Here is a 23,886-nt window from a genome sequence, read left to right on the forward strand (position 1 = left end):
CTTGGCTCAGAGGGTATGGGGGTGCTTTACAGACGTACCCAGACATGCGGGGGCATACCGGGAGACACCGCAGGAGAACGCGCGGCAGAGCCAGTTTAATGAAGGTGTTCCGGCTGTCTAGCCTTTCATTGCATCAATCTCTGCTGGGTGCGCTACGGATTTCGCAGGCTTCCATGGCCTGTTCCACCCTTGTGTCGTCCTCCGGAGCCTCCCGGGCCCCCTGACGGTCCCCGTCCAGCATCCGCTCGGCCGCCACGCGGTGCAGACGAGCGGCGGCGGCGTCGCCGAGGTGCTCGAGGGTGTCGGCGAGCCGGAGCTGCAGCGCGGCCTGCAGCCGCAGGTCGTCGGCGCGCCGCGCCCACTCCACCGCCTCGCGGCTGGTGCGCAGCGACTCCTCGAACCGTCCCGTGTACTCCTGCACCCGGGCCAGCTCGCTCAACGCCCGTGCGTGGGCGGCGAGATCGCCGCCCCTGCGGTAGCCGGCGACGGCGGCCCGCCAGTTCCTCAGGGCCTCGCCGTAGCGGCCGGCGCAGGTGTGGGCGGCGGCGATGCGGCCGTACAGCCGGGCGGCCGGCTCGTGCTCGTCGCGGGCCAGCCGCTCGGCCAGCGCCCGGCCGAACCAGTCGGCGGCCCGGTCGTGGTCGCCCAGCTCCTGGTGGGCGCCGCCTACGGATTCCATCGCGCGGCCGGTCGCGTACGGGTCGTTCGCTCTGCGCCCGGCGTCCAGAGCCGACCGATAGCGTGCCAGCGCCTCCCGGGTCCGACCGGCCCGCGCGTCCACGTCGCCCAGGTTCAGCAGGGCCGCCGCCTGCTCCCGGGCCAGCCCCTGCCGCTCGGCGACGTCGAGGACGAGGCCGTGCACCTCGTACAGGTCGGCGGCCGCCCCCTGGGTGCCCTCGTGCGCCACCATGGCCCTGACCAGCTGGGACATCAGCCGCCTTGCGAGGTTGTCCAGCTCTCCGTCGGCCACCGCGAGCCGCGCGGACGCCAGCAGCGCGGGGCGCCGGACGCGCAGCCAGTCGGCGGCGGCCCTCGGAGTCGGGAAGCGCACCTCGCGGGGCATCGCGTTGAGCTTCTCCCTGGCCTGCGGGCTGTCCGTCTCGGTGATCGCCCGGCAGGCCTGCAGCAGCCGTACCGTGCGCTCCAGCATCCGGGCGCGGGCCAGCTGCAGCTCCGCGGGCCGCTCCTGGGCCTCGGCACGGGCGCGCAGCAGCGGGTGCAGACAGCCGGGGACCTCGTACTGGGGCAGCACGGAGTGCGCCGCGCGCAGCAGTCCCAGGGCGACGAAGTCGTCCAGGGCGGCGCGGGCGGCCTCGACCGAGCAGCCGGCGAGGGCGGAGGCGGTGTGCGGGTCGACGCGGCCTGCCGGGGCGAGGCAGAGCAGACGCAGGGTCCGGGCGGCCGGGGCCGGCAGGTCGGCGTGGACGTGCCGGAGGACGCGGGCCAGCGGGGTGCCGTCCGTGCCGTCGTCGGTGTGCAGCCGTTTGGCGAGGTCGGAGACGGCGGCCTGGGGCCGGGCGGCGAGCCAGCCGCCGGCCAGCACGAGAGCGGCGGGATGGCCCTGGCAGGCCTCGACCAGGCTCTCCGCGGACCTCGGGTCGACGGTGATACGGACGCTGCCCGCGTAGCGGATGAGGAGGTCCACCGCGGACTTGGTGTCCAGGCCGCCCAGGGTGCAGGGGCGGACGTCGGCGATGCCGGTGAGCGGGCCCGAGGAGACGGCCACCACCAGGCAGTCCGGGGCCTCGGGGAGCAGCGCGTCCACCTGCTCGGCGCCGGCCGCGTCGTCGAGGAGCAGCAGGGTGCGCCGGCCGGCGAGGGCGGTGCGCAGCGCCTCGGTCAGCTCGTCCTCGGCGGCTCCGGCGGGAGCCGGCAGCTCCAGCGCGGTGAGCAGGTCGCGGGCGGCGCGCCCGACGGGGACGGGAGTGCCGTCGGGCTCGCTGAGCCGGGCCCTGAGCACCCCGTCGGGGTAACGGTACGCGACCTGACGTACGAGTTCCTCGGCGAGGGCGGTGCGGCCGGAGCCGGGGCGGCCCGCGATCAGCAGCACGCGCGCGCGTGGCGCCTTGCGGCCGGAGAGGGTGTCGAGCCCGGCGCGCTCGATGTCGACGCGCAGTTCCTTCAACTCCCGTACGCGGCCCAGGAAGTGGTCTTGCGTGCCGCCCTGCGCCGAGAGTCGTACGCCGCCTGCGTCCACCGCCTGATCCGTCACGGGCCACGCTCCCGTCCCACCTCACGCAAGCCCGCCGGATCTTCCGGGACGAGCCCCTCAGAGCCTAGTTGACGCTCTGCTACGTGCCGTGACGGGCGCGGCGGAAACGTCCCCTGATCGGATCAGGCGATCGTCACACCAGTGGGCCGAACGGTCGCGGCTCAGGACCGGAAGGGCCGGGCCGGCCACGGGGCGTCGGCCGGGCGGAGCGCGTCGAGGCCGTCGCCGGCGCGGGCGACCACCAGGGACAGCACACCGACGACCAGGCAGTTGTTGTGCAGGTCACCGGCCAGCACCCGGCGCACCAGCTCCTCGACCGGCACGCGCGCGTGCTCCATGTCGGTCTCCTCGTGCTCCGCCTCGAACCGCTCCCCCTCGACCTCGGACAGGTCGCGGGCGAGGAAGACCCGCACCGCCTCGTCGCAGCCGCCGGGCGTGGTGTACACGTCGGTCAGCACCCGCCAGTCCTCGGCCTTGACGTGCGCCTCCTCGTACAGCTCCCGCTGGGCGGCGTGCAACGGGTTCTCGCCGGGCACGTCGAGCAGGCCGGCCGGGATCTCCCACAGCTTGTGCCGCACCGGGTGGCGGTACTGGTTGATCAGCAGCACCCGCTCCTCCTCGTCCAGGGCGAGGACGGCGACCGAACCGGGATGGACCTGGTAGTCGCGGCGGGCCACCGACCCGTCGGGCATGACCACGTCGTCCGTGCGGACGGAGGTCTTGTTGCCCACGAAGGGGGTCTCCGTCGCCCGGATCTCCCACTCCTCGGGGGTGTCCTTGATCGTCATGCCCTGTCCTTCCACACGTGCGCGAAGCGGCCGGGGCGCGATCGTTGTGAACCCGAGCGCCCCGGCCACCGTACAACTGTTGTGCTACTTCGAGATCTTCCGCTCGACGGCCGCCTTCACCAGGCCGGCGAACAGCGGGTGCGGACGCGTCGGCCGCGAGCGCAGCTCGGGGTGCGCCTGCGTGGCGACCAGGTAGGGATGCACGTCGCGCGGGTACTCCACGTACTCGACGAGCTTGCCGTCGGGCGACGTCCCGGAGAACAGGATGCCCGCCTTCTTCTCCAGCTCCGCGCGGTAGGCGTTGTTGACCTCGTAGCGGTGGCGGTGCCGCTCCTCGACGTACTCCTTGCCGTCGTACACCTCGCGCACGATCGAGCCCTCGGCGAGCTTCGCCGGGTACATGCCGAGGCGCATGGTGCCGCCCATGTCGCCCTCGCCGGCGACGATGTCCAGCTGTTCGGCCATGGTGGAGATGACCGGGTGGGCGGTGGCCGGGTCGAACTCGGTGGAGTTGGCGTCCGGGATGTCGGCCAGGTTGCGGGCGGCCTCGATCACGATGCACTGCAGGCCGAGGCAGAGGCCGAGCAGCGGGACCTTGTTCTCGCGGGCGTACTTGATCGCGCCGACCTTGCCGAGCACACCGCGGTCGCCGAAGCCGCCGGGGATGCAGATGCCGTCGACGTCGGACAGCTGTGCCCTGGCGCCGGCCGGGGTCTTGCAGTCGTCCGAGGTGACCCACTTGATCTTCACGCGGGCGCGGTTGGCGAAGCCGCCAGCGCGCAGCGCCTCGGTGACCGACAGATAGGCGTCGGGCAGGTCGATGTACTTGCCGACCAGCGCGAGGGTGATCTCGTGCTCCGGGTTGTGGACGCGGTCCAGCAGGTCGTCCCAGGTGGTCCAGTCGACGTCGCGGAACGGCAGGTCGAGCTTGCGCACGACGTAGGCGTCCAGGCCCTCGGAGTGCACGACCTTCGGGATGTCGTAGATCGAGCGGGCGTCCGGGCAGGCGACCACGGCGGCCTCGTCGACGTCGCACATCAGGGAGATCTTGCGCTTGATGGCGGTCGGGACCTCGCGGTCGCAGCGCAGCACGATCGCGTCGGGCTGGATACCGATGTTGCGCAGCGCGGCGACGGAGTGCTGGGTCGGCTTGGTCTTCAGCTCGCCCGAGGGGCCGATGTACGGCAGCAGCGAGATGTGCACGACGAAGACGTTGTCCCGGCCGACCTCGTGGCGGACCTGACGGACGGTCTCCAGGAACGGGAGCGACTCGATGTCGCCGACGGTGCCGCCGACCTCGGTGATGACGACGTCCACCTCGTCGGTGGCCATGCGCCGGATGCGGTGCTTGATCTCGTTGGTGATGTGCGGGATGACCTGCACGGTGTCGCCCAGGTACTCGCCGCGCCGCTCCTTGGCGATCACCGTGGAGTACACCTGGCCTGTAGTGACGTTGGCGGTGCCGTCCAGGTCGCGGTCGAGGAAGCGCTCGTAGTGTCCGATGTCCAGGTCGGTCTCGGCGCCGTCGTTGGTGACGAACACCTCACCGTGCTGGAAGGGGTTCATCGTGCCCGGGTCCACGTTCAGGTACGGGTCGAGCTTCTGCATCACGACGCGCAGGCCGCGGGCCTTGAGCAGCATGCCCAGACTGGAGGCGGTGAGGCCCTTGCCGAGCGAGGAGGCGACACCCCCGGTGACGAAGATGTGCTTGGTCGTCGTAGATTTCGGCGGCATGGCCAAGAGGGGGCTCCCGTGGTCGCGGTCTGTCGTGCGGTACGGCCTCCGGTCCGGACGAGTCCGGGGGTGCCGTCGCTGCGGTTCGGGGGTTTCGGGCCCACCGGTCCACGGGCTACCAGGGTATCAGCGCCCGGCCGCGATGGCTCCCGGCAACGCTCCGCACCCGGCCGGGCACGGGGCGCCCCGGCGACGGCCCGAGCGCACCCGGATCCAGGCCCCCCTGTCACACATGGCACGGCAGACACACGCAGGTCACATGGCCATCACCCGCTGCTCACCCGTTCGGCCCACATGGGTTGCCCCGAGCGGCACGCAGATCATCTACGTGCGTCGTATCCTGCTCGGACACTCGCTGCCGAGCCCGGCCGGAACGACGGCACACCCCCGCCCGTACCACCCGGAACAACGAGAGCGCGGCAGTTCGTTGAGCTAAGACTGTCGTGTTGCCTCAGGGCTCGGCGGGCTGCTTTGCTTCACCGCTCAACGAGCACAACAAACGACCCCTTGACCGCACTAGCGACAGCCCCCTGCGCGGGGGTGACGTGGCCGTTCGACTGGAGTTGCACGTGGCCGGGCGCATCGAAGACTACGCACTCATCGGAGACATGCAGACCGCCGCACTGGTCTGCCGGGACGGCACGGTGGACTGGCTGTGCCTGCCCCGCTTCGACTCGCATGCCATCTTCGCCGGCCTGCTGGGCACCGAGGAGCACGGCTTCTGGCGGCTCGGCCCGGCCCACGCGGCCGACGCGCCGCCGCCCACGGCCGCCCGGCGGAGCTACCGCGGCGACTCGCTGATCCTGGAGTCGGAGTGGGACACCCCGCGCGGCACGGTCCGGGTGACGGATTTCATGCCCCCGCGTGACGGTGCCCCGCAGCTGATCCGGATCGTGGAGGGCGTCACCGGCCGGGTGCCGATGCGTTCGGCGCTGCGGATGCGGTTCTCCTACGGCCGCGTCATCCCCTGGGTGCACAAGCACGGCGGCCGTACGGTGGCGGTCGCCGGGCCGGACTCGGTGTGGTTCGACACGGAGGCCGAGACCTACGGGAAGTCGCTGACCACGTACGCCGACTTCACGGTCGCTCCCGGTGACCGGATCGCGTTCACCATCTCGTGGGAGCCCTCGCACAAGGAGCCCCCGCCGCTGCCGGAGCCGGAGGCCTCGCTCGAGGCGACGGAGGAATTCTGGCGCGAGTGGGTCGAGCACTGCACGTACCACGGGCCGTACCGCGAGGCGGTGGTCCGCTCCCTGATCACCCTGAAGGCCCTGACGTACGCCCCCACGGGCGGCATCGTCGCCGCGCCGACGACATCCCTGCCCGAGGACATCGGCGGCGTGCGCAACTGGGACTACCGCTACACCTGGCTCCGCGACGCCGCGATCACCCTGTCGTCGCTGCTGCGCACCGGCTACCGCGAGGAGGCGCGCGCCTGGCGCGAGTGGCTGCTGCGCGCGGTCGCCGGCGATCCGGACAACCTGCAGATCATGTACGGCATCGCCGGCGAGCGGGAACTGGGCGAGGCCGAGCTGGACTGGCTGCCCGGCTACGAGAACTCCGCCCCGGTCCGGGTGGGCAACGGCGCCGCGCACCAGCTTCAGCTGGACGTGTACGGCGAGGTCACCGAGGCTCTGCACCTGGCGCACATGACGGGCCTGGCCCGCAACGACTACGCCGCCCTGCTCCAGCTGAAGCTGATCCGCTACCTGGAGGACCACTGGCAGGAGCCGGACGAGGGCATCTGGGAGGTGCGCGGCCCGCGCCGGCACTTCGTGCATTCCAAGGTCATGGCCTGGGTCGCGGTGGACCGCACCATCAAGCTGATCGAGTCCGGTGACGCGGACGGCCCGCTGGAGCGCTGGAAGGAGCTGCGCGACGACATCCACCGGGACGTGTGCGAGAAGGGCTACGACAAGGAGCGCAACACCTTCACCCAGTCCTACGGCTCCCAGGAGCTCGACGCCTCGCTGCTGCTGATTCCGCAGATGGGCTTCCTGCCACCGGACGACAAGCGGGTGATCGGCACCATCGAGGCGATCCAGCGCGAGCTGTCCACCACCGACGGGTTCATCCTGCGCTACCCCACGGAGGGCGCCCACGCGGGTGTCGACGGACTGCCCGGCGACGAGGGCGCCTTCCTGGCCTGCTCGTTCTGGATGGCCGACGACCTGGCGATGATCGGCCGCGTCGACGAGGCGAGGAAGCTCTTCGAAAAGCTGCTCGCCCTGCGCAACGACCTCGGCCTGCTCGCCGAGGAGTGGGACCCGCAGCGCCAGCGGCAGGTCGGCAACTTCCCGCAGGCGTTCAGCCACGTGCCCCTGATCGACACGGCGCTGCGGCTGACGGCGTCGGGGGCGTACGGCGGCTGAGCCGTGCGCCTGGAGGGCCAGTCCGACCATTCCCGTCTGCCGCGCGGCGCCGTGCACGCTCCCCCACTGCCTGGGCGGCGTGGGAGGTGCCCCCCACTCGCCGCACCGGCCCCGGACCCGAGTACGTCCACGAGGGCCTGGGGGCGGCACGCCGAGAGCACGCACCTGACGCCGCGCTGCCGCCCTTCGGGCAACGACGCGAACGCTCGGACAGGCCCTCTAGGCTGGAGGCAGACCCTGTTCGAAGGGGGGCTGCCATGGCTGCCCGTTCCAAGGCGCACACGGCCCTCGCCGCACTCCGCGAGGATCTGGCCGGCGAGGTGCTCGCCCCTGGGGATCCGGCCTACGACGAAGCCCGGGGCGGGTGCCACGCGAGGATCGACCGGCGCCCGGCCGTGATCGCCCGGTGCGCGAACGCTGCCGACGTCGTCCGGGCCGTCCGCTTCGCACGCGAGCTGGACCTGCGCGTCGCCGTGCGCGGCGGCGGGCACGGCCTGGCGGGGGCCCGGGTGGACGGCGCGCTCATGGTGGATCTGCGCCGGATGCGCGGGGTGAGCGTCGACCCGGCGGCCGAGGCGGTCCGGGTGGAGGGCGGGGCCACGACGAGCGACCTGGACCGGGCGACCCGGCCGTACGCGCTGGCCACCACAGGTGGCCGGGTCTCCACCTGCGGCGTCGCAGGCCATGTGCTCGGCGGCGGCACCGGCTGGCTGGACCGCGCCTTCGGCCTGGCCGTGGACAACCTGCTGGGTGTCGAGTTGGTGACCGCCGACGCCGAGCGGGTGCACGCGAACCCCGACGAGAACCCGGAGCTGTTCTGGGCGCTGCACGGCGGCGACGGCAACTTCGGCGTGGCGACGGCGCTCACCCTGGAGCTGCGCGAACTGCCGGAGTTCTCGGTGGCGCTGCTGCAGTGCCTGCCGGAGTCCGGCCCAGAGCTGGTCCGCGCCTTCCGCGAGGTCATCCGCACCGGGCCCGACGAGGTGGGCGGCGCCGTGCTGTACCTGACCGGTCCGCCCGCGGGGCCGGGCCTGCGGTGCGCTGCCCTGCTGACGTACGTCGGCGGCGAGCCCGGTCTGCGCAAGCTCGCCGAGCCGCTGCTGGCGCTGCCGCACGAGACGGAGATCGTCGGCACCCTGCCGTACGCGGACGTGCAGTGCGTGCTGGACCCGCCTCCCGGCCTGCGGTACGACGGGTCGGCCGAGTGCCTGGGCGACCTGCCCGACGAGCTGGTGGATCTCTGCCACGCCCGCGCGCAGCGCATGCCCGCCACGCCCGGCAGCCGGCTCGCCGTCTTCCCGCTGGGCGGCGCCGTCGCCTCCGGACCCCGCGGGTACCCGGTGCCGTACCGGGACGCGTCCTGGATCATGCACCCCTTCGCCTGCTGGGCGGACCCGGCGGACGACGAGCGGGAGACGGCCTGGGTGCGGGAGGCGTGCGCCGAGGCGCGGCCCTGGAGCACCGGGGACGTCTGCCTGGAGTTCGTCGGCGACGAGGGTCCCGAGCGGGTCCGGGCGGGCCTGGGCGCCGGGAACCTGCTGCGGCTGGAGAAGGTGAAGCGGCGCTGGGACCCGGACAACGTCTTCCGGTTCAACCACACCGTCGAACCGGTGTAGCCGGAAGATGTTCTCCGGGCGTCGGCGCAGGTAGCGTCCGCTGCATGGACAGCCGTACGGACAACCGACCCGACACCCAGGGCGCCGGGATCACCGTTCAGCGGGCGCTGGAGCTGCCCGGGCTGCGCAGCGGGCTGCCGGAGATCCTGGCGGGCGCCGACCGGCTGGGACGCACGGTGCGCTGGGTGCACGCGGGCGAAGTGCCGAACATCGCCTCGCTGCTCAAGGGCGGCGAGCTGCTGCTCACCACCGGCTACGGCCTCGGCACCCGCCCTGCCGAGCAGCGGGCGTTCGTGCGCACCCTCGCCGAGCGCGGGATCGCCGCGCTGGTGGTGGAGCTCGGCCCGCGCTTCACCCGGCTTCCGGCCGCTCTGGTGGACACCGCCCGCGCCGCCGGGCTGCCGCTGGTCCAGCTCCACCGCGAGGTGCCGTTCGTGACGGTCACCGAGGAGATCCACACGGAGATCGTCAACGGCCACTACGCCCTCCTCCAGCGGGCCGAGGAGGTGCACCGGCGCTGTACCGAGGCACTGCTGGGCGGTGGCGGGGTGCCGCAGGTGCTGGGCATCCTGGCCGGTTTCAGCGGAAACCCGGTGTTCCTGGAGACGGCCGACGGCCGCCTGCTGTACGCCGCCGGGGAGGGGCCCGAGGGCGCGGACCCGCTCCAGGTGTGGGAAGGGCTGCGCGGGCCGCACAAGGACGTCCCGCCGCCCGCCGGCTCGGTGCTGGTGGACGTGCCCGGCGGCGGCCCCGGTACGGCCGGTTCCGTGCGCGCCCGCCTGGTCCTGCTGCCGGTGCGCGCCCCGCTGGCCCCCGTGCACCGGCTCGCCGCCGAACGGGCCGCGGGCATCCTGGCCGTGGTGCTGATGCAGGCCCGGCAGGAGGAGGAGCTGGCGGCCCGCGGGCGCGGCGACTTCCTCACCGACCTCGCCGAGGGCCGGATCACCGCGGAGGACGCCCCGGCGCAGGCCCGGGTCCTCGGCTTCAAGCCCGGCGACAGCCCGCTGCTGCCGGTGGTGATGCGGATCGGCGACAGTCTCTCCCCCGGCGGGGGTTGGGCGGTGCTCGCCCGGGCCGTGTCGGAGGAACTGGCCGCGGTCGGGGTGCCGGTACTGCTGGGCGTGCGCCCGGTGGAGGGCCGGGTTCTGGTGCTGCTGGGCCTGCGCTCGGAGTCGGAGCGCTCGGCCGTCGCCGACCGGGTGGCGGCGGCGCTGCGCGCGGGCGTGGAGCGTGCCGGGATGCGCCGGCCGGGCTCGCCACCGCCGGTCGTGGTGGTCGGCGTGGCGGGCGGCTGGGCGGCCGCGTCGGCCGGGCTCAGGCACGCGGCGGAGACGGCGACGGCCGCGCAGGGCCTGACCGACCGGCCCTGGTACGACGCCCGCCGCCTCGACATCGACCTGCTGCTGTGGCGACTGCGCGACCACCCGGACCTCGCCGCGTTCGTGGACCGCGCGATCGGCCCGCTGCGCGACCACGACAACCGTTCCAAGCCGCCGCTGCTGCCGACCCTGCAGACCTATCTGGCGCACGCGGGACGCAAGGCGGAGACGGCCCGCGAGCTGCACCTGAACCGGCAGACCCTCTACAACCGGCTCGCCCGCATCGGTGAGTTGCTGGGCACCGACCTCGACGACCCGCAGACCGTCCTCGCGCTGAGCCTCGCCCTCCGCGCCCGTCGGCACGTGCCCTAGGGGCCGGGGGCCTGTCCGGCGATTCCCTCCCCCCGTTCCCTCGGCCGGCAGGTGCCCCCAGCCGCGCGACGCCGTGCACGCTCACCCACTGCCACGACGGCGCGGGAGCCGCCCGCACTCGCCGCGAACCGGTCCCAGACCCGAGCGTCCCCGCGAGGGCCTGGGACCGGCACTCCCCCCAGCCTCCGGCCGGGGCCCCCGGGACACGCGCCTGACACCGGGTCCGCTCCTCGGGCGACGACGCGAAGTGTCGGACAGCACACCTGGGGGTCTCGTTTGGATCAGCCCGGGTCCGCGACGCCCGGCACGGCGCCTCGCCGCGTTGTCGGGCCACCCGAGTACGCCCAGTGCGCGGGTGATCCTCCGCCTTGCGACGCACCGCACCGGACGCCGCGACCCGTCCGACCTGATCCGAACCAAACCCCCAGTGCCCCAACAGGCGACGTTCGCCCCGTCGCGACGCCCGGCACGCACTCTCGCCGCACCGACCGAAAGCCCGGGTACGTCCGGTACGAGAGCTTCCGGCCGGCACGCCTACGGCACGCACCGGACGCCGCTCCCTGACGGGCGAACGTCGCCTGCCGGGCACTAGGGCGTGTTTCGAAAGGCCCGTCTGGTCCGCGACGCCTGGCACGGCACCTCGCCGCGTTGTCGGGATCGTCCACGTACGCCCGGTACGGGGACGACCCTCCGCCTTGCGACGCACCGCACCAGACGCCGCGGACCCCGCCCTCCGGGCGGACGACGCTACTTTCGAAACACGCCCTAGACCAGCGGTGTCGGCATGGTCAACTCGTCGTAGACGCTGAGTACCTGGGCCACCGTCTCGTCCTCGGTCGGCCAGGTGCCGGCCTGCCGGACGCCCGCCTCGGCCAGCTCCTCCCGGCGCTCCGGGTCCGCGAGGAGCCGCACGACGGCGGACGCGAGCGCCTCCGGATCGTCGTACGGGACGAGTTCGGCCGCGTCGCCGACGAGGTCGGGGATGCCGCCGACCTTGGTCGCGACGAGCGGCACGCGCGCGTACAGCGCCTCCTGGGCGAGTACGGACCGCGACTCCCACCTGCTGGTCAGCAGCGCCAGGTCGGCGGCGGCGAGCAGATCGGGGACGTCCTCGCGGTGTCCGACGAGCCGCACCGGCAGGTCCTCGTCCTCGATGCGCCGCTGCAACACCGGCCGCAGCGGCCCCTCTCCGGCGATGACGACCAGCGGCACGGGGTCCAGGTCCCGCCAGGCACGGGCCGCGTCGAGCAGGACGCCATAGCCGCGGTGCCGGTCGAGGGAGCCGACCGCGAGCAGCAACGGGCGTCCGGTGGCGCCGAGTTCGGCCAGGACCTTGGGGCGCAGCCGGTCGGGATCGTCCAGGGCGACGGGCCGCCGCTGCCCCGGCAGGCCGACGGCACCGAGCCGGGCGTCCCGGGCACCGGTGTTGCGGGCCCGGTCCACCAGGTCGGGGCTGGTGCCGAGGACGACGGCCGCCGTCCGCACCACCCGCCGCTCCAGCACCCTGAGCAGATGCGCCCGCGGGCCCTCGGCCCATGCCCGGTTGTGCCAGGTGACCACCAGGGGGGTGGGCCGGCCGCTGAGCGCGAGGACGGTCCGGAAGGAGGCGTGCAGCCCGTGCGCGTGCACCAGGTCGGCGTTGGCGCAGGCCGTCCGCAGCGCGGCCACCGCGACGGGGTCGCTGCTGCGCGGCACGTGCACGTGCTCGGCACCGACGCCGGTGAAATCGTAGGCCTGGTCGGCCTCGACCGGGGCGCACACCGTGACCCGCACACCCCTCGCCACGAGCCCCTCGGCCAGCGAGCGCACATGCGCGCTGCTGCCGGCGTTGCCTCCGCCCAGCACCTGCACGGTGCGCAGCGGCTGCTGGCCGTGCGGTGCGCTGCTGCTCAGGGGGCTCACGAGGCCGGGACTCCTGGTTCGGCGTGGGCGGGGTCACGAGGAAACGTACAGAAGGTAGCGGGCTCAGAGGGGCGGAAGGACGTACACCGCGCGCCTCCGGCGCGGACCGCATGCCCTTCAAGCATGCCAGGAGACAGGGCCGTTCAGGGAAATCCGGAAGGCGCACAGTGCGGCGGCCCGGGGGCAATGCGCCGGAGCACGTCACTCACACGGGTGAATGAAGTCCGGCCGTGGATGAGCGCAGCGCAGGCGCATACGGCGAGGTCAGACGCTTACCGCTCGCGCCCGGTCGCTCACCCGGTCCCCCTGCACGGCGGCGGCCACGACGGCGACGGCGTGCGCGAGCAGCCCCGCGCGCCGGTTGGCCGCCACGACGGCCGCCCCCAGCGCGGCTTCGGGCGCGTGCGCCCCCTTGGCCCCGATCATCGCGCGCTCCCCCGACGGGACCCCCCTTCCGCAGCAGCCCCGGCCCCCCGAGCGCGAGCACCGCGCCGGCGGCCGGGCCGGGGCGTACGTCCACCAGGTGCACGAAGTGCGTGGTACCCGCGATGACGATCCCGGCGGGTAGCCCGTCGCGGGGGCGCTCCTTCAGCAGCACCCCCGCAACCGGTCCGACAGCCGAGCTCCCGGTCGACTCCACGGCCCCGCTGGTGACTTCACCTCCCCGGAGCGCCCGCAGATGGGCCCGGAAACCACACCGGTGGTGCCCGGCGGCATCGTCGTACACCCCGCAGCCCCGCGGCGACGGGCACGCCGGGACCGGCCTGCGGACACGGGTCGCCCCGCAGCAGAGCGAGGCCGGCCCGGGTGGGCGCGGCGGGCAGCAGGAAGGAGCGGGAATCGCACTCGGCGGCCATCCTCGACGGTCATCCCGCCACCTTGGAAACCGAACCCCGCCTACAGGTCCGCCCGGGCCGTGGCCAGCAGTTCCTCCGCATGGGCGCGGGCCGTCTCCGAGTCCTCCTGGCCCGCCAGCATGCGGGACAGTTCGCGGATGCGTTCCTCGCCCTCCAGTACCTTCACGCCGGAGCGGGTGACCGAGCCGTCGTCGGTCTTCTCCACCAGCAGCTGGCGGTCGGCGAAGGCAGCCACCTGGGGCAGGTGGGTCACCACGACGACCTGCGCGGTCCTGGCGAGCTTCGCCAGGCGCCGGCCGATCTCGACCGCCGCCTTGCCGCCGACGCCGGCGTCGACCTCGTCGAAGAGGTACGTCGGCACGGGGTCGGTGCCCGCGAACACGACCTCCACGGCGAGCATGACGCGGGACAGCTCGCCGCCGGACGCCCCCTTGGCGATGGGCCGCGGCGGGGCGCCCGGGTGCGGGGCGAGCAGCAGCTCGACCTCGTCCACGCCCGACGGCCCGTACGCGACCGTACGGCCGCCGACCTCGACGCCCTCGGGGTCCTCGGCCTGCCGGATGTCGAAGGACACGCGCGCGTGCGGCATGGCCAGCGAGGCCAGCTCGGCGGTCACGGCGGCGGCGAACCGCTCGGCGGCCTCCGTCCGCGCGTCCGACAGCGCCTGTGCCAGTCCGCCCAGTTCGGCGCGGAGCGCGTCCCGCTCGGCGGTCAGCTCGGCGATCCGGTCGTCGTCGCCGTCCAGCTCGGTCAGGCGCGCGGCGCTCTGCTCGGCCCAGGCGAGGACGGTGTTCACGTCCTCGCCGTACTTGCGGGTCAGCGCGGTCAGCGCGGCCCGCCGCTCCTCCACGGCGGCCAGCCGCAGCGGGTCGGCGTCCAGATCGTCGGCGTACCCGGCCAGCTCACCGGCCACGTCACCGAGCAGGATCCCGATCTCCCCGATCCGGTCGGCGAGCGAGGCGAGCGCCGGGTCGTGGGACCTGACGGCCTCCAGGGCCCGGTGGGCGCCCGCGACGAGGGTCGAGGCGTCGATCCCCTCGGGGTCCTCCGGATTGCCCGCCAGAGCGGCGTGGGCGGCCGTCGCGGCGGACGACAGCGCCTCCGCGTGCCCCAGCCGCTCGGCCTCCTCGGCCAGCTCGACGTCCTCTCCGGCGCGCGGCTCGACGGCGGCGATCTCCTCCAGGCCGTACCGCAGCATGTCGGCCTCCTGCGCCCGCTCACGCGCGCGCGTGGTGATCTCCCCCAGCTCGGCGGAGACGGCCCGCAGCCGCCGGTAGGCCTCGGTGTACTTGGCGAGCGGCACGGCGACCGCGTCGCCCGCGTACCGGTCCAGCGCCTGCCGCTGCCGGGACAGCTTCAGCAGCCCCTGTTGGTCGGTCTGCCCGTGCACGGCCACCAGGTCGTCGGCCAGCTCGGCGAGCAGACCCACGGGCACGCTGCGCCCGCCGAGGTGCGCCCGGGAGCGGCCCTCGGCGGAAACGGTACGGCTGATCAGCAGGGCCCCGTCGTCCAGCTCGGCCCCCGCCTCCTCGGCGCGTACGACGGCGGCGGCGTCCGCGGGCACGGTGACCCGCCCCTCCACGACCGCCTTGTCGGCACCGATCCGCACGAGCGCCGGGTCCGCCCGGCCGCCGAGCAGCAGCCCCAGGCTGGTGACCACCATGGTCTTGCCCGCACCCGTCTCGCCGGTGACGGCGGTGAACCCCGGCGACAGCTCGACGACGGCGTCGTCGATGACTCCGAGCGACCGTATCCGCATCTCCTCCAACACGGAACAGACCATACGAGGTCCGGGGCGGGGAGTGCACACAGGCCGCTCTTTCTAGTGAGGCGCTCCCCGCCACCCCGTGGTCGGCAACGCGAACTTCGCCACCAGCCGGTCCGTGAACGACGAATGGTGCAGCCGGGCCAGCCGCACCGGCACGGCCCCTCGCCGCACCTCCACCCGCGCCCCCGGCGGGAGCTCGACGGTCCGCCGCCCGTCGCACCACAGCACGCCCGGGGGGATGTGCGGCAGCACCTCCACCGCGAGCACCGAGTCAGGGGAGGTGACCAGCGGCTTGGCGAACAGCGCGTGCGCGCTGATCGGCACCATCAGCAGCGCCTCCACCTCGGGCCACACCACCGGCCCGCCGGCGGAGAAGGCGTACGCCGTGGACCCGGTGGGCGTGGAGAGGATCACCCCGTCGCACCCGAACTCCGACACCGGCCGCCCGTCGATCTCCAGCACGACTTCGAGCAGCTTCTCGGCACCGGCCTTCTGCACGGCCGCCTCGTTCAGGGCCCAGTCGGTGTGCACGATGTCCCCGTTGCGGTGCACGACGACATCGACGGTCATCCGCTCCTCGACCTCGTAGGACCGTGCCACCACCCGGTCGACCACCCGGTCGAGGTCGTCGCGTTCGGCCTCCGCGAGGAACCCCACCCGGCCGAGGTTGACGCCGAGCATCGGCACCCCGGACGCGCGGGCGAACTCGGCGCCCCGCAGCAGCGTCCCGTCACCGCCGAGCACGATCAGCAGCTCGCACCCGTCGAGGCACTGCGGGGTGGCCTCCTTGACCAGCGCCACCTGGTCCGGCAGCGGCAGGTCGTGCGCCTCCTCCTCCAGCACCCGCACCCCGATGCCATGCCGCAGCAGACCCTTGACGACGAGTTCCGCACTGCGGACCGCCGCGGGCCGCCCGGTGTGGGCGAGCAGGAAAACAGTACGCGCCAGGTTCTGTGTCAACGCGGCCCCTCCGCCACTGCACGGTCGACGTCGGACGGGTCCACCTGGGGTGCGCCCGCCCGCAGCCAGAGAAAGTACTCGACGTTCCCCGAGGGGCCGGGCAGCGGACTGGCGGCGACTGCCTGCACCCCGAGCCCCAGCTCCCACGCCCTCTCGGCCACTGCCCGCACGGCCTCCGCCCGCAACTGCGGACTCCGTACGACACCCCCGCTGCCCAGCCGCTCCTTGCCCACCTCGAACTGCGGCTTGACCATCATCACCAGGTCGGCGTCCGGCTTCACGCACCGCTTCAGGGCCGGCAGCACCAGGCCGAGCGGAATGAAGGACAGATCGCCCACGACAAGATCCACAGGTTCCCCATCGATCGCCTCGAGCGTCAACTCGCGTACGTTCGTACGGTCCTTGACGGTGACGCGTTCATCGTTCCGGAGAGACCAGGCGAGCTGTCCGTAGCCGACGTCGACCGCGACGACGTGGGCGGCGCCCGCGCGCAGCAGGACATCGGTGAAGCCTCCGGTGGACGCGCCGGCGTCCAGCGCGCGCCGGCCCTCGACCAGCAGCCCCTGCGGGACGAAGACCTCCAGAGCGCCGGCGAGCTTGTGTCCGCCGCGGGAGACGTAGTCGGGGTCGCTGTCGTCGGCCTGGACCACGATCGCCGCGGCGGTCTCCACCTGGGTGGCCGGCTTGGTCGCCACGGTCTTGCCGACGGTGACCCGCCCGGCGGCGATCAGCTGGCTGGCGTGCTCGCGCGAGCGCGCGAGCTTCCGGCGGACCAGCTCCGCGTCCAGACGGCGGCGTGCGACTCCTGCCACGTTCGGTTCAGCTCCTGCTTTCGTACGGCGATCAAAAGGTGTGCCCCGGAGGGTCTCATTGGGGCGCAGCCGTCGGGTGACGGGTGGGCACCGGAGGTCCCGGGCGGGCGTCGAGCGCGGTGAGCGCGTCGCGCAGCCCCCTGTGTACATCCTCGTACACCTCCATGTGCCCATCGGTGGCGAGGTGGTCGGCGTCGGCGAGCCGTTCCAGCTGGGCGTCGACCTCGACGTTGCCAGTGGGGGTGCGCGGGACCTTCAGGGGGGCGGGCTCGGCGGGGTCCGTCTCCGGTGCCTCCACCGCCTCCTGCACCGCATCCTGCGGGATCTCCGTCTGCGGAACCGAGTCGCTCATGGCCCGACGCTACCGCGAACCGCTGGGGTACCGTCGTGGGCGATGGCCACGATCGAGGAGTGCCGCGCCGCACTGGGGAAGCTTTCGGACAACATGCAGGGCGCCGAGGGCGACGCCCGCGCGGCCGCCGCGCTCGACCGCTCGGTGAGCTGTCACATCACGGACCTGGACGTGTCCTTCGCCGGCCGGATGACGGGCGGCCGGATCGAGGTGGACGACACCCACCCCGGCCCGCCTCGGGAGAAGGCACAGATCAGGCTGGCCCTGGCGGGGGACGACCTGGTGGCGCTGGTGGACGGCGCGCTGAACTTCGCGACCGCCTGGGGTTCGGGCCGGGTACGGCTGGAGGCGAACCTGCTGGACCTGTTCCGGCTCAGGAAGCTCCTGTGAGCCGCTCCTGCCTGGTCCTGCGCGCCGCCGGTACCACCAGGGGCGTCCCGGTCTCCGGGTCGTCGACGACCTGGCACCGCAGCCCGAACACCTGCTCCACCAGCTCGGCCGTGACGATGTCGTTCGGGGCACCCTCGGCGACGACCCGGCCGCCGCGCAGGGCGATGAGGTGGGTGGCGTAGCGGGCCGCGTGGTTGAGGTCGTGCAGCACGGCGACCAGGGTGCGGCCCTGGGTCTCGTGCAGTTCGGCGCACAGGTCGAGAACGTCGATCTGGTGCTGGATGTCCAGGTAGGTGGTCGGCTCGTCCAGGAGCAGCAGCGGGGTCTGCTGGGCGAGCGCCATCGCGATCCACACCCGCTGCCGCTGCCCGCCGGACAGCTCGTCGACGTACCGGTCGGCCAATCCGGCGACGCCGGTCCGCCGCATGGACTCCCGTACGACCCGCTCGTCCTCCTCCGACCACTGACGCAGCAGGCCCTGATGCGGGTAGCGGCCCCGGCCGACGAGGTCGGCGACCGTGATGCCGTCGGGCGCGATGGACGACTGCGGCAGCAGGCCGAGGATGCGGGCGACTTTCTTGGCGGGCATCGACTGGATCACCTGGCCGTCGAGCAGGACCCGGCCCCGGCTGGGCTTGAGCATCCGGGACAGCGCCCGCAGCAGCGTCGACTTGCCGCACGCGTTCGGGCCGACGATCACCGTGAAGGAGTTGTCGGGGATCTCCACCGACAGCTGTTCGGCGATGACGCGCTGGTCGTAGGCGAGGGTGACGTTCTCGGCGGACAGGCGGTTCACAGTGCTCCCGGTCGTCTTCGTGGGGGTGCCGCTCATATCCGGCCCGCTCTGCGCTCGGTGACCAGCAGCCACAGCAGATAGCCTCCGCCGAGGACACCGGTGACCACGCCGACGGGCAACCGGTCGGCGCCGAAGGCGCGCTGTGCTGCCCAGTCGGCGGCGACCAGCAGGGCGGAACCCATGCACAGGGAGGGCACCAGATTCGGGCCCGGCGAGCGGGTCAGGCGGCGGGCGAGCTGCGGCGCGGTCAGTGCGACGAAGCCGACGGGTCCGGCGGCCGCGGTGGCGGCCGCGGTGAGCAGCACGGCGCAGACCATCAGCACCGACCGGACCCGCTGCACGCGCACCCCGAGGGCGCCTGCCACGTCGTCGCCCATCTCCAGCATCCTCAGGCCGCGCGCGTTGACGAGGACCAGCGGGACGAGGACGGCGCACACTGCGAGCAACGGCAGGACCTGGTCCCAGTCCCGGCCGTCCAGCGAGCCGGTCGTCCACACGACCGCGCGGGCCGCGTCGACCAGGTCTGCCTTGGTGAGCAGATAGCCGTCGACGGCGGTGGCGATCGCGGAGACACCGATACCGACCAGGACGAGCCGGTATCCGTGTACGCCCTGCCTCCAGGCGAGCAGATGGATCGCGAGCCCGGTCACCAGACCGCCGACCAGCGCACCGACGGTGACCTGCGTGGCGCTGCCGGACAGCAGCACGATCACGACGAGCGCGCCGGCCGTCGAGCCCTGGGACAGGCCCAGCACGTCCGGGCTGCCGAGCGGGTTGCGGGAGACGGACTGGAACAGCGCACCGCCGAGGCCGAGCGCGGCGCCGACCAGCAGCCCGACCAGCACCCGCGGCAGCCGCAGTTCCTTGACGACGAAGTCCTGGTACGCGCTGCCGTCACCGGTCAGAGTCCTGAGCACGTCGGCTGCGGGAATCTTCGCGTCGCCGGTGCCGATCAGCGCTGTCCCGGCCGCGCAGGCGGCGGCCAGCAGCAGCACGACGACGGTAAGGGTCCGCAGGTCCAGGCGCAGGGACAGACCGCCGGGGGTGCGGACGGCCCGGTTCTTGTTCCGGTTACTCACAGCCGGGCCGTCCTCCGCCGCCGTACGAGCAGGAGGAAGACCGGGCCGCCGACGAGCGCGGTGACGATGCCGACCTGCAGTTCCGAGGGGCGGGCCACGACCCGGCCGGTGACGTCGGCGCCGAGCAGCAGCACCGGCGACAGAACGGCGGCGTACGGCAGGATCCGGCGCAGGTCGGGGCCGGTGAAGGAGCGCACGACGTGCGGGACCATCAGGCCGACGAACGCGATGGGTCCGCAGGCGGCGGTCGCGGCACCGCACAGCACGGTGGCGGCCAGCATGGCGAGCGCACGGGTGCGGCCCAGGTGTACGCCGAGGGCGCGGGCGGTGTCGTCGCCCATCGCGAGGGCGTTCAGCGGGCGGCCGAGCGCGAGCGCGAGGGCCATGCCGGCCGCGAGGAACGGCAGCACCTGGCCGATGGTCGAGTAGCCGGCCGAGGCCAGCGAACCCACCGTCCAGAAGCGCATCTTGGCGAGCACCGCGTCGTCCAGGATCATCGCCGCCTGCAGATAGCCGTAGAGGGCGGCGCTGATCGCCGTACCGGCGAGAGCGAGCCGCACCGGGGTGGCGCCCCGGCCACCGCCGAGGAACCACACCAGCGCGCCGGCCGTCGCCGCTCCGAGGAAGGCGAACCACACATAGCCGGTGAGACCGGTGACACCGAAGCAGGTGATGGCGGTGACGACGGCGGCGGAGGCGCCCGCGTTGATGCCGAGCAGGCCGGGGTCGGCCAGTGGATTGCGGGTGAGCGCCTGGAGCACCGCGCCGGCCAGACCGAGCGCGGCACCGGCCAGCAGACCGAGGACCGTGCGCGCGAGCCTCTCGTCGACCACCACGTCGCCGTAGGTCCCGGTGTCGTGGAACAGGCCGTGCCAGACCTGGTCCGGCGGCAGCGCCTTCGCTCCGACCGCGATGCTCGCCAGGGCGGCGAGCACCAGGATCACGGCGGAGAGGAGCCCAAGAGCCCTTGCCGCCAGGCGGGTCGGAGGCGCGGGGGCGGTCTCCGCGCGCTGTTCGGGAGGACTGAACACGAGGTTAGGTTAGCCTACCCTTGCCAGGGGAGTGATCTTCGGGGCCGGCCCGCCGCAGTCCGCGCCCGCGCCCGCTCACAGTCCCAGCCGTGCCAGCGCCTTCCCCCCGTCCAGCTCGCAGGAGCCGTCCCCGGCCGCCGTCCAGGCCGCCGCGCACAGCGCGCGCAGTCCGTCCAGGGCCTCACCGTCGCCCTCCAGCTCCAGCCGGTCCGTCCCGGCCGTCGCCGTGAACCCGCCGCAGCGGAAGCCGTCGCCGTCGGCGCTGACCTCCGGCTGGCCGGTGAGCAGCCCGCGCAGATCCGCGTCCACATACGTCGGCCGGTGCCGCGGCGGCGCCGCGAGCAGCTGGGCGCCGTCGGTGACGCCGGTCAGCACCAGCAGCGAGTCGACCCCGCCGTTGAACGCGCCCTCGATGTCCGTGTCCAGCCGGTCCCCGACCACCAGCGGCCGCCGCGCACCCGTGCGGATGATCGTCTCGCGATGCATCGGGGGCAGCGGCTTCCCCGCCACCTGCGGCTCCTTGCCCGTGGCGATCCGGACGACCTCCAGGGCCGCCCCGTTGCCCGGCGCGATGCCCCGCCCGCTCGGGATCGTCAGGTCGGTGTTGGAAGCGAACCACGGCACCCCGCGCGCCACCGCGTACGAAGCCTCCGCGAACCGCCCCCAGGTCAGGTCCGGCCCGCCGTAGCCCTGCACGACCGCCGCCGGATCGTCGTCCGCGGACTCCACCGGCACGAGGCCCCGCTCGCGCAGCGCCACCCGCAGCCCCTCGCCGCCGATCACCAGCACCCGCGCCCCGGCCGGCACCTGCTCGCTGATCAGCCGCGCCACCGCCTGCGAAGAGGTGATGACGTCATCGGGACCCGTCGGTATACCCAGCTCCGTCAGGTGCTCGGCCACGGTGTCCGGGGTCCGCAGCGCGTTGTTCGTGACGTATGCCAGATGCATGCCGCCGGAGCGCGCCACCGCCAGCGAGTCCACCGCGTGCGCGATCGCCTGCCCGCCCGCGTACACCACCCCGTCCAGATCGAGCAGCGCCGTGTCGTACGCCTCGCTCAGGGGCTGCCCACTGCCCTCGGGCCTCGTCCTGACCGTCTGGCTCATGTCCGCATCGCTCCTCGTTCGACCGACGTCCCATAGGCGTTCTCCCGCCTTTCCCCCGATCATCCCGCACGCCACTGACACACGTACGATGCCGGGATGAACACTGCAGGTCACTCGGAGGCAACGGCGCGCCCGGGTCTGGAACTCAGCCCGTTCCGCGGCCTGCGCTACGACCCCGACCGGGTCGGCAGCCTGGCCTCCGTCACCTCCCCGCCGTACGACGTCGTCGTACGCCCCGACGGGGTGCACCACCTCCAGTCCGCCGACCCGTACAACATCGTCCGGCTGATCCTGCCCCAGGCCGGCACCCCGAGCGCCCGTACCGAGCAGGCGGCGGACACCCTGCGCCGCTGGCTGGACGAGGGGGTCCTCACCGCGGACCCGGAGCCCGGCCTGTACGTCTACGAGCAGCGGGACGGGAGCGGCCTGCTCCAGCGCGGGGTCATCGGCGCGTTGCGGGTGTCGGAGCCGGCCGAGGGTGTGGTGCTGCCGCACGAGGACGTCATGCCACCCGTGGTCGCCGACCGCGCGGCCCTGATGCGTGCCACCCGCGCGAACCTGGAGCCGCTTCTGCTGACCTACCACGGCGACGGCACGGCGGCCGAGGTCGTCGAGCGCACCGCCGGCAAGCCCCCGCTGCTGGCCACGACCACGGAGGACGGGTTCCGCCACCGCCTCTGGTCCGTCACCGACCCCGCCGACGTGGCCCGGATCCAGTCGGACCTCGCCCATCAGCAGGCCCTGATCGCCGACGGCCACCACCGATGGGCCACCTATCTGCGGCTGCGCGCCGAGCACCCCTCCCCGAGCCCCTGGGACCACGGCCTGGTGCTGCTCGTCGACACCGCCCGCTATCCGCTGCGCGTCCGGGCCATCCACCGCCTGCTGCACGGCCTGCCGGTCGCCGACGCGCTCGCGGCCGTGGCGGGCCTGTTCCGGGTGCAGCGCCTCGAGACGCCGCTCGCCGACGCCCTGGAGACGCTGGCGGACGCGTCCTGCGCGGGAAACGCCTTCCTGCTGGCCGGTGACGGCGCCTTCCACCTGCTCGACCGCCCGGATCCGGACCTCTTGGCCCGCACGATCCCCGCGGACCGCCCGGCCGCCTGGCGCTCCCTGGACGCAACGGTCCTGCACGCCACCCTGCTCGACCACGTGTGGCACATCCCCGAGGACTCCCCTGCCCACATCGCGTACATCCACGACACGGCCGCGACGGTCGCCAAGGCGGAACGCGACGGCGGGACGGCCGTGCTGATGCACCCGGTCCGCGAGGAGGTCGTACGCGACCTGGCCCGCCAGGGCGTGACGATGCCCCGCAAGTCGACGTCGTTCGGTCCGAAACCGGCGTCGGGCCTGGTGCTGCGGGCACTGGAGATCTGAACATCCCGACGCGACGAGGGCGGGCTCCCGCCGGGGAACCCGCCCTCGTCCCAGTGTCTGGCGTCAGTCCTTGTCGCCGCCGTCTTCCTCGGAGGACTCGGCGGACTCGGGCTCGCCCGCGTCCCCGCTCTCGTCCAGGGCGTCGACGAACTCCACACCGTCCAGTTCGGCGAGCCGGTCGGAGGCGTCCGTGCTGCCGTCCCGGTCGGCCTCGACGGCCTTCGCGAACCACTCCCGCGCCTCGCCGTCGCGGCCGACGGCCAGCAGGGCGTCGGCGTAGGCGTAGCGCAGGCGCGCGGTCCACGGCTGGACCGAGTTGGAGGCCAGCTCCGGGCTCTGCAGGGTCACGATGGCCGCGTCCAGCTGGCCCATGTCACGCCGGGCGCCGGCCGCGACGAGCCGCATCTCGACCTGACCGGCCTTGTCCAGCTTGTGCACCTCCGGGGCACCTGCCATGTCGAGCGCCTTCTCCGGCCGTCCGAGACCCCGCTCGCAGTCGGCCATCACCGGCCACAGGTCCACGCTGCCCGTCATCCGCCGCGCGGCCCGGAACTCGGCGAGGGCCTCGCCGTACTTCTGGTTGGCGTACGCCGCGAATCCTGCCGCCTCGCGCACCGCGGCCACGCGGGACGCCAGGCGCAGGGCCACCTTGGAGTAGCCGTAGGCGCCCTCGGGGTCCTCGTCGATGAGCCGGGCGACCATCACCAGGTTCTTGGCGACGTCCTCCGCGAGCGTCTTGGGCAGGCTCTGCAGCTCCTGCCGGACGTCCTTGTCGATCTCCTCACCGGTGACGTCCTCCGGGATCGGCAGCCGCTTGATCGGCTCGCGGTCCCGGTCGCGCTCGTCACGGAAGCGGCCTCCGCCCCGGCGGTCGTCGCGGCGATCGTCCCTGCGGTCGTCCCGCCCCCGGAAGCCGCCCGGGCGGCCACCACGGTCGTCACGACGCGGCCCACGACCGCCGCGGTCGTCACGGCGGAAGCCACCCCGGTCGTCACGGCGGTCGTCACGGCGGAAGCCACCCCGGTCGTCACGGCGGTCGTCG

The 23,886-nt window shown here is 73.5% G+C and carries 19 protein-coding genes; 5 read left to right on the plus strand and 14 right to left on the minus strand.

Annotated features, from left to right (window positions below):
• Positions 1–133: 133 nt before the first annotated feature.
• The 3 genes from AC5WRT_RS29945 to pyrG all read right to left on the minus strand — a co-directional run bounded on the left by AC5WRT_RS29945 (position 134) and on the right by pyrG (position 4,734).
• Entirely contained in the window at positions 134–2,212 is a 2,079-nt protein-coding gene (locus tag AC5WRT_RS29945) for a tetratricopeptide repeat protein (RefSeq protein WP_496097138.1), read from the minus strand.
• Between the two features lie 161 nt (positions 2,213–2,373).
• The gene (locus AC5WRT_RS29950; protein ID WP_496097139.1) at positions 2,374–3,000 is read right to left on the minus strand and encodes an NUDIX domain-containing protein; all 627 of its coding nucleotides are present in this window, start codon (positions 2,998–3,000) and stop codon (positions 2,374–2,376) included.
• An 84-nt stretch (positions 3,001–3,084) separates the two neighbouring features.
• The gene (gene pyrG, locus AC5WRT_RS29955; protein WP_496097158.1) at positions 3,085–4,734 is read right to left on the minus strand and encodes a CTP synthase; all 1,650 of its coding nucleotides are present in this window, start codon (positions 4,732–4,734) and stop codon (positions 3,085–3,087) included.
• 569 nt (positions 4,735–5,303) lie between these two features.
• Between pyrG and AC5WRT_RS29960 the strand changes: the two genes are divergently transcribed.
• The 3 genes from AC5WRT_RS29960 to AC5WRT_RS29970 all read left to right on the plus strand — a co-directional run bounded on the left by AC5WRT_RS29960 (position 5,304) and on the right by AC5WRT_RS29970 (position 10,413).
• Complete coding sequence (locus AC5WRT_RS29960) at positions 5,304–7,106, plus strand: glycoside hydrolase family 15 protein (protein ID WP_496097159.1); 1,803 nt, start codon at positions 5,304–5,306, stop codon at positions 7,104–7,106.
• 257 nt (positions 7,107–7,363) lie between these two features.
• Complete coding sequence (locus AC5WRT_RS29965; protein WP_496097140.1) at positions 7,364–8,722, plus strand: FAD-binding oxidoreductase; 1,359 nt, start codon at positions 7,364–7,366, stop codon at positions 8,720–8,722.
• Positions 8,723–8,766: 44 nt separating this feature from the next.
• On the plus strand, positions 8,767–10,413 hold the full coding sequence (locus tag AC5WRT_RS29970) for a PucR family transcriptional regulator (RefSeq protein ID WP_496097141.1): 1,647 nt from the start codon (positions 8,767–8,769) through the stop codon (positions 10,411–10,413).
• 765 nt (positions 10,414–11,178) lie between these two features.
• Here AC5WRT_RS29970 and AC5WRT_RS29975 read toward each other — a convergent pair.
• From AC5WRT_RS29975 to AC5WRT_RS30000, 6 genes are all read right to left on the minus strand, one after another.
• Positions 11,179–12,315, minus strand: coding sequence for a glycosyltransferase family 4 protein (locus tag AC5WRT_RS29975; RefSeq protein ID WP_496097142.1), 1,137 nt, complete (start codon positions 12,313–12,315; stop codon positions 11,179–11,181).
• 264 nt (positions 12,316–12,579) lie between these two features.
• The gene (locus AC5WRT_RS29980) at positions 12,580–12,741 is read right to left on the minus strand and encodes a hypothetical protein (RefSeq protein ID WP_496097143.1); all 162 of its coding nucleotides are present in this window, start codon (positions 12,739–12,741) and stop codon (positions 12,580–12,582) included.
• Positions 12,742–13,212: 471 nt separating this feature from the next.
• The gene (recN, locus tag AC5WRT_RS29985; protein WP_496097144.1) at positions 13,213–14,955 is read right to left on the minus strand and encodes a DNA repair protein RecN; all 1,743 of its coding nucleotides are present in this window, start codon (positions 14,953–14,955) and stop codon (positions 13,213–13,215) included.
• A 39-nt stretch (positions 14,956–14,994) separates the two neighbouring features.
• The gene (locus AC5WRT_RS29990) at positions 14,995–15,900 is read right to left on the minus strand and encodes an NAD kinase (protein ID WP_496097145.1); all 906 of its coding nucleotides are present in this window, start codon (positions 15,898–15,900) and stop codon (positions 14,995–14,997) included.
• Positions 15,897–16,712: a TlyA family RNA methyltransferase gene (locus AC5WRT_RS29995; RefSeq protein ID WP_496097146.1), complete on the minus strand. Its 816-nt coding sequence runs from the start codon at positions 16,710–16,712 to the stop codon at positions 15,897–15,899. The genes AC5WRT_RS29990 and AC5WRT_RS29995 overlap by 4 nt, the downstream gene beginning before the upstream one ends.
• 55 nt (positions 16,713–16,767) lie before the next feature.
• On the minus strand, positions 16,768–17,064 hold the full coding sequence (locus AC5WRT_RS30000; protein WP_496097147.1) for a hypothetical protein: 297 nt from the start codon (positions 17,062–17,064) through the stop codon (positions 16,768–16,770).
• A gap of 42 nt (positions 17,065–17,106) precedes the next feature.
• Between AC5WRT_RS30000 and AC5WRT_RS30005 the strand changes: the two genes are divergently transcribed.
• Positions 17,107–17,454: an SCP2 sterol-binding domain-containing protein gene (locus AC5WRT_RS30005; protein WP_496097148.1), complete on the plus strand. Its 348-nt coding sequence runs from the start codon at positions 17,107–17,109 to the stop codon at positions 17,452–17,454.
• Here the strand turns inward: AC5WRT_RS30005 and AC5WRT_RS30010 are convergent.
• The 4 genes from AC5WRT_RS30010 to AC5WRT_RS30025 all read right to left on the minus strand — a co-directional run bounded on the left by AC5WRT_RS30010 (position 17,438) and on the right by AC5WRT_RS30025 (position 21,464).
• A complete protein-coding gene (locus tag AC5WRT_RS30010; protein ID WP_496097149.1) occupies positions 17,438–18,286 on the minus strand; it encodes an ABC transporter ATP-binding protein in 849 nt (282 codons plus the stop codon). The genes AC5WRT_RS30005 and AC5WRT_RS30010 overlap by 17 nt on opposite strands.
• Positions 18,283–19,329, minus strand: a complete 1,047-nt coding sequence (locus AC5WRT_RS30015) for a FecCD family ABC transporter permease (RefSeq protein WP_496097150.1) — start codon at positions 19,327–19,329, stop codon at positions 18,283–18,285. Before AC5WRT_RS30015 ends, AC5WRT_RS30010 begins: the two co-directional genes overlap by 4 nt.
• Positions 19,326–20,360, minus strand: coding sequence for a FecCD family ABC transporter permease (locus tag AC5WRT_RS30020; protein ID WP_496097151.1), 1,035 nt, complete (start codon positions 20,358–20,360; stop codon positions 19,326–19,328). Before AC5WRT_RS30020 ends, AC5WRT_RS30015 begins: the two co-directional genes overlap by 4 nt.
• A 75-nt stretch (positions 20,361–20,435) precedes the next feature.
• A complete protein-coding gene (locus AC5WRT_RS30025; protein WP_496097152.1) occupies positions 20,436–21,464 on the minus strand; it encodes an HAD-IIA family hydrolase in 1,029 nt (342 codons plus the stop codon).
• A 96-nt stretch (positions 21,465–21,560) separates the two neighbouring features.
• On the opposite strand from AC5WRT_RS30025, the gene AC5WRT_RS30030 reads away from it, so the two are divergent.
• Positions 21,561–22,844, plus strand: a complete 1,284-nt coding sequence (locus tag AC5WRT_RS30030; protein WP_496097153.1) for a DUF1015 domain-containing protein — start codon at positions 21,561–21,563, stop codon at positions 22,842–22,844.
• 63 nt (positions 22,845–22,907) lie between these two features.
• Here AC5WRT_RS30030 and AC5WRT_RS30035 read toward each other — a convergent pair whose 3' ends face one another.
• Positions 22,908–23,654 (minus strand): tetratricopeptide repeat protein, encoded by a 747-nt coding sequence (locus AC5WRT_RS30035; RefSeq protein ID WP_496097160.1) that lies wholly within the window; start codon positions 23,652–23,654, stop codon positions 22,908–22,910.
• Positions 23,655–23,886: the final 232 nt, after the last annotated feature.

The organism is Streptomyces sp. NTD91 (assembly GCF_059510455.1).

Coding starts and splice junctions, on each gene's coding strand:
- AC5WRT_RS29950 (WP_496097139.1), bottom strand. CDS start 3,000: ATGACGATCAAGGACACCCCCGAGGAGTGGGAGATCCGGGCGACGGAG.
- pyrG (WP_496097158.1), bottom strand. CDS start 4,734: ATGCCGCCGAAATCTACGACGACCAAGCACATCTTCGTCACCGGGGGT.
- AC5WRT_RS29965 (WP_496097140.1), top strand. CDS start 7,364: ATGGCTGCCCGTTCCAAGGCGCACACGGCCCTCGCCGCACTCCGCGAG.
- AC5WRT_RS29970 (WP_496097141.1), top strand. CDS start 8,767: ATGGACAGCCGTACGGACAACCGACCCGACACCCAGGGCGCCGGGATC.
- AC5WRT_RS29980 (WP_496097143.1), bottom strand. CDS start 12,741: ATGATCGGGGCCAAGGGGGCGCACGCGCCCGAAGCCGCGCTGGGGGCG.
- recN (WP_496097144.1), bottom strand. CDS start 14,955: ATGGTCTGTTCCGTGTTGGAGGAGATGCGGATACGGTCGCTCGGAGTC.
- AC5WRT_RS30000 (WP_496097147.1), bottom strand. CDS start 17,064: ATGAGCGACTCGGTTCCGCAGACGGAGATCCCGCAGGATGCGGTGCAG.
- AC5WRT_RS30005 (WP_496097148.1), top strand. CDS start 17,107: ATGGCCACGATCGAGGAGTGCCGCGCCGCACTGGGGAAGCTTTCGGAC.
- AC5WRT_RS30010 (WP_496097149.1), bottom strand. CDS start 18,286: ATGAGCGGCACCCCCACGAAGACGACCGGGAGCACTGTGAACCGCCTG.
- AC5WRT_RS30025 (WP_496097152.1), bottom strand. CDS start 21,464: ATGAGCCAGACGGTCAGGACGAGGCCCGAGGGCAGTGGGCAGCCCCTG.
- AC5WRT_RS30030 (WP_496097153.1), top strand. CDS start 21,561: ATGAACACTGCAGGTCACTCGGAGGCAACGGCGCGCCCGGGTCTGGAA.